Origin of the sequence: Aerococcus sp. UBA6277 (assembly GCF_002440555.1) — a bacterium.
GTDB lineage: Bacteria > Bacillota > Bacilli > Lactobacillales > Aerococcaceae > Aerococcus.
Genome location: NZ_DJUR01000029.1, coordinates 1 through 3,815, shown reverse-complemented (window position 1 = coordinate 3,815; position 3,815 = coordinate 1). Strand labels below are relative to the sequence as shown.

At 42.1% G+C, this 3,815-nt stretch carries 5 protein-coding genes; all 5 read right to left on the bottom strand.

Annotated features, from left to right (window positions below; all coding sequences use genetic code 11):
* Positions 1-77 precede the first annotated feature (77 nt).
* The 5 genes from pcp to B2V22_RS05045 all read right to left on the bottom strand — a co-directional run bounded on the left by pcp (position 78) and on the right by B2V22_RS05045 (position 3,705).
* Complete coding sequence (gene pcp, locus B2V22_RS05065; RefSeq protein WP_290490875.1) at positions 78-725, bottom strand: pyroglutamyl-peptidase I; 648 nt, start codon at positions 723-725, stop codon at positions 78-80.
* 11 nt (positions 726-736) lie between these two features.
* Positions 737-1,654: a DUF979 domain-containing protein gene (locus B2V22_RS05060; protein ID WP_290490874.1), complete on the bottom strand. Its 918-nt coding sequence runs from the start codon at positions 1,652-1,654 to the stop codon at positions 737-739.
* A 1-nt stretch (position 1,655) separates the two neighbouring features.
* On the bottom strand, positions 1,656-2,336 hold the full coding sequence (locus B2V22_RS05055; protein ID WP_290490873.1) for a DUF969 domain-containing protein: 681 nt from the start codon (positions 2,334-2,336) through the stop codon (positions 1,656-1,658).
* A gap of 177 nt (positions 2,337-2,513) precedes the next feature.
* Positions 2,514-3,113: a hypothetical protein gene (locus B2V22_RS05050; RefSeq protein WP_290490872.1), complete on the bottom strand. Its 600-nt coding sequence runs from the start codon at positions 3,111-3,113 to the stop codon at positions 2,514-2,516.
* 46 nt (positions 3,114-3,159) lie between these two features.
* Positions 3,160-3,705 (bottom strand): GNAT family N-acetyltransferase, encoded by a 546-nt coding sequence (locus B2V22_RS05045; RefSeq protein WP_290490876.1) that lies wholly within the window; start codon positions 3,703-3,705, stop codon positions 3,160-3,162.
* Between the last annotated feature and the right edge of the window lie 110 nt (positions 3,706-3,815).

Genomic DNA, 3,815 nt, shown 5'->3' with positions numbered 1-3,815 from the left:
ACTTTTATATTGCCATAAACACTCGGGCTAAATGCGTTAGAAGCTACCTGCCTAAACACCAAAGTTCCACCTTGTTTTTAATGTGTTTTGCCGCCGACGATTTTCATGTCTTCTTTGCCGTCAAAGTCCACAATGGCTGCGATGGCTGCTTCGATTCCACGAACGATGTCTTCCAAGGCCATAGATGGCGTGTTTGGACGGTTTGTGACTTGTTCTGGTAGGAATGGAATGTGCATGAATCCGGCCTTGATGCCTGGGTACTCTTTATTGGTTAAGTATAGCGAATGGTACATGATGTGATTGCAGACAAAAGTTCCTGCTGTATTAGATACTTCCGCTGGCACACTGGCATCTTTCATGTAAGTAACCATCGCTTTAATTGGCAACTGGCTAAAGTAAGCTGGTTGGCCATCTTCTTTGATAGGCTCATCGATTGATTGTTGCCCTTCATTATCTGGAATACGCGCGTCATCTTCGTTGATGGCTACACGTTCAGGGGTTAAGGCAAACCGTCCACCCGCTTGACCGATATTCAAAATATAGTCAGGTTGATGTTCTTCAATTGCTCTTTTTTCTACTTCTGCACTCTTATTAAAAACAGTTGGAATTTCTAATTTGATAATTTCGGCACCCTTGATTTCTTCCGGCAAACGTTTCACTGCCTCAATCGCAGGGTTAATCGTATCATCACCAAATGGATCGAATCCTGTTACTAAAATTTTCATCTTTATACCTCCTAAAATGCCCAAGTATACATTAATACAATATGGACCACAATTAAAGCGATAGCAATTGGCGCCTGTCGTTTGATGACCCCATACTCACTCTTCATTTCAAGTAAAGCCACCGGTAAGGCGTTAAAGTTACCAGCCATCGGTGTCAATAAAGTCCCACAGTAACCAGCCGTCATCGCTAATGCACCGGCGATTGCTGGGTTAGCCCCTTGCATAATCACAAATGGGATCCCAATCCCCGCTGTAATGACCGTGAAAGCCGCAAATGCGTTCCCCATAATCATTGTGAAGACGACCATCGCAATCACATACATGGTTGCACCCCAGAACTTATCTCCTTCAGGCACTAAATTCCCGAAAATCGACGTCACGATTTCACCTACACCAGCATTTACGAAAATTACCCCTAAAGCAGCCAGTAATTGTGGCAAAATAGCTGTCGAACCAACTTGCTGCACATTTCGATTAGACTCGTGCAAGACTTGTTGGAATGGCGCTCGGAAAATAGCCATCGCAAGCACTAAAGCAACAATTGCCCCGATTCCAATAGCACCAGCTCCTGAAGCAGGAACAAACTGCGCAAGTGCTAATGCTGTAACCGCCATAACTATAACAGGTACAAATACAAGGTTTCCAAAGCGGTCAGCACCAGCTTCTGCCCGCTCCTCGTCTTGCTCAAAATTACCTGTTACAAAGTGTTTCACCAAGGTGATAATCGCCAATAGTAAAACTAATGCACCAGAAACAATCGCTGGTAGCCATTTTCCAAGGGCGAATAGAATCGCTAGATCAAACCAAAACATGGCCGTTCCGATGCGTTTATCCTGGTCAGAACGTAAGACCTTGTAGCCAGTAAAGGCGAACTGCAAGCCGATTAAAATGTAGAAAAATTCTAGTAAATTGGCAAAAAATGCTTCCATCCTACTTACCTCCCTTACGGTATTTACGGTTCATCTTTTGGTCAAATGAATAGTTATAAACCGCTGTTAGTACGAATGTGATAATCGCAACTGGAATTGAGGCACGCGCCACATCAATTGCCATCACTTCATAGCCTAATGATTCCAAAGTACCTGCAATCAATAAAGTACCAGCACTTGCGACAAAAGTATTTTGTGCGTAGAAGTTACCGATATTCTCCATCGAAGCAGATTGTGCTTTAATTTCTTCCTTTGTAGCATCATCAATTTCACCGTTCTTAGAGATAGCTGCCGCTTCCGCCATGGGCTGTACTAATGGTCGTACAAACTGTGGGTGGCCACCAATACGAATTGATAAGAATCCAGCTAATTCACGTAAGAATAAGTATAATGTTAAAAATGACCCCGTTGTCATCCCTTTGACATTGTTAATCAATCGTACTGCTTGATTCTTCAAACCAAACGTTTCAGCTAATCCAATCATTGGTAAGGTTAAAATAAAAATTGTAACTAAACGATTATTCACAAAACCTTCGCCAAGCATCACCAAAAAGTCAGAAACCGAAATACCTGATACTAAAGCTGTCGCTAGTCCTGCGATTACAACAACAGCAATCGTGTCTAGCTTCAAAGCAAAACCAATAATTATGATTAGAATACCAATCAATGGTAAATAATACATTATGTCCACTCCCTTTTTATCATCAATCCTAATATCTTTCTATTTTATCATTTTTTTGCCATAATTTGTAAAAACTTATAAACAAATTTTGTATATATCCACCAAAAAAAGCGGATAAACAATACGTACCCGCTAGCCTTTCACCTTGTATGCAACCTTTGTCGTTTCACATTGTTCTCAGCCTTGAATTTGTTGATAATGAACAATTTTACTGATAGGCGCAGCCTTCTTATGTCCAGTAAATTCGTAAAATATAGAGAAATAAGTCATGCCACCTCTTTTATCAGTGATTCGCCCATGTAAGGCTGCTTCCTTCCCGTGCGACAGGATCTGAAAGACTTCCATAGACGACACATCCGCCACCCCAACAAAGCCTTCAACTACCTGATCTCGCCCAACCAACTCCACTCCCGTATAAGGCGCCCGATAGACCACGTCATCAGACATCAAAGCCGTATCCTGCCCGAAGAACCCACGCGCATACAAGCCAACCGCCACATCCCGCGCAAATTGTCGCTTAGGCGCATTATCACAGGCCAAATCTCCTACCAGGAAAAAGGGTGCCTTTGGCCACGCTGACCCTCCTGCATCAAAAGATAAGCCTAATTCAAGCATGCTTTCCTCTAATATCTTGATTGCTTTAGGACCTACACCATGCAAATTCGCCAAATTTGCCTTCATCACGCCCGTTAACTGCTCAACCTGGTCAATCCCAACCGTCGCCAAAGCCCCCGTCGCAGGCTTACCAATTTTAGGTAAATCTGTCATCCTAATCAACCATCCTTATCCTCAAACTACGTAATCTTTAAACTGCGTGTTATTATCATCCAGCATTTAAATCTTTCAACATGAAAGTATCCATAAAGGTATGGTCACCCGACAGTAAAGGTTCATCTAAAAATTCATAACCCAATTTTTTGTATAAAACGATGGCTGTTTCAAGACTCTTAATCGTCTCCAAGTATAAGAAGTCATAGCCCTGGTCTATCGCAAATGCCGTCACAGTATCCATTAATCGCCTAGAATAGCCCTTCCCTCTAGCTTCTGGCAAAAGATATAGCTTTTGTAGCTCGCCTACTTTACCAATTTTTGTAGCTTTTTCAGCTAATAGCTCTGGGTGCCCTTTAATAGGTAGTTCAAGCGATTCATCTAGTAATCCTATCCCAACGCCGCCAACAAGACGCCCTTGCTCTTCAACCACCCAATAGGCATTATCTGTAAGCTTCTGGTAGTAATCATACATATAGTCTAATTCCGGATCAAAATAGGCGGTACCCGGAACATCTAAATGACTTTCTTCTAATACACTACGAATAATAGCCGCAATCACAGGTTCATCTTCTTTAGCAATTGGTCTAATCAATACCATGTTCAAGCTCAATCCTCCCTTCTACTATATCTCTTTTACTATACGAAAAAACACCACCTTAGACAAGTCATCTAAGATGGTGTTTCTAGTTTGCATGGCAACGTCCTAGT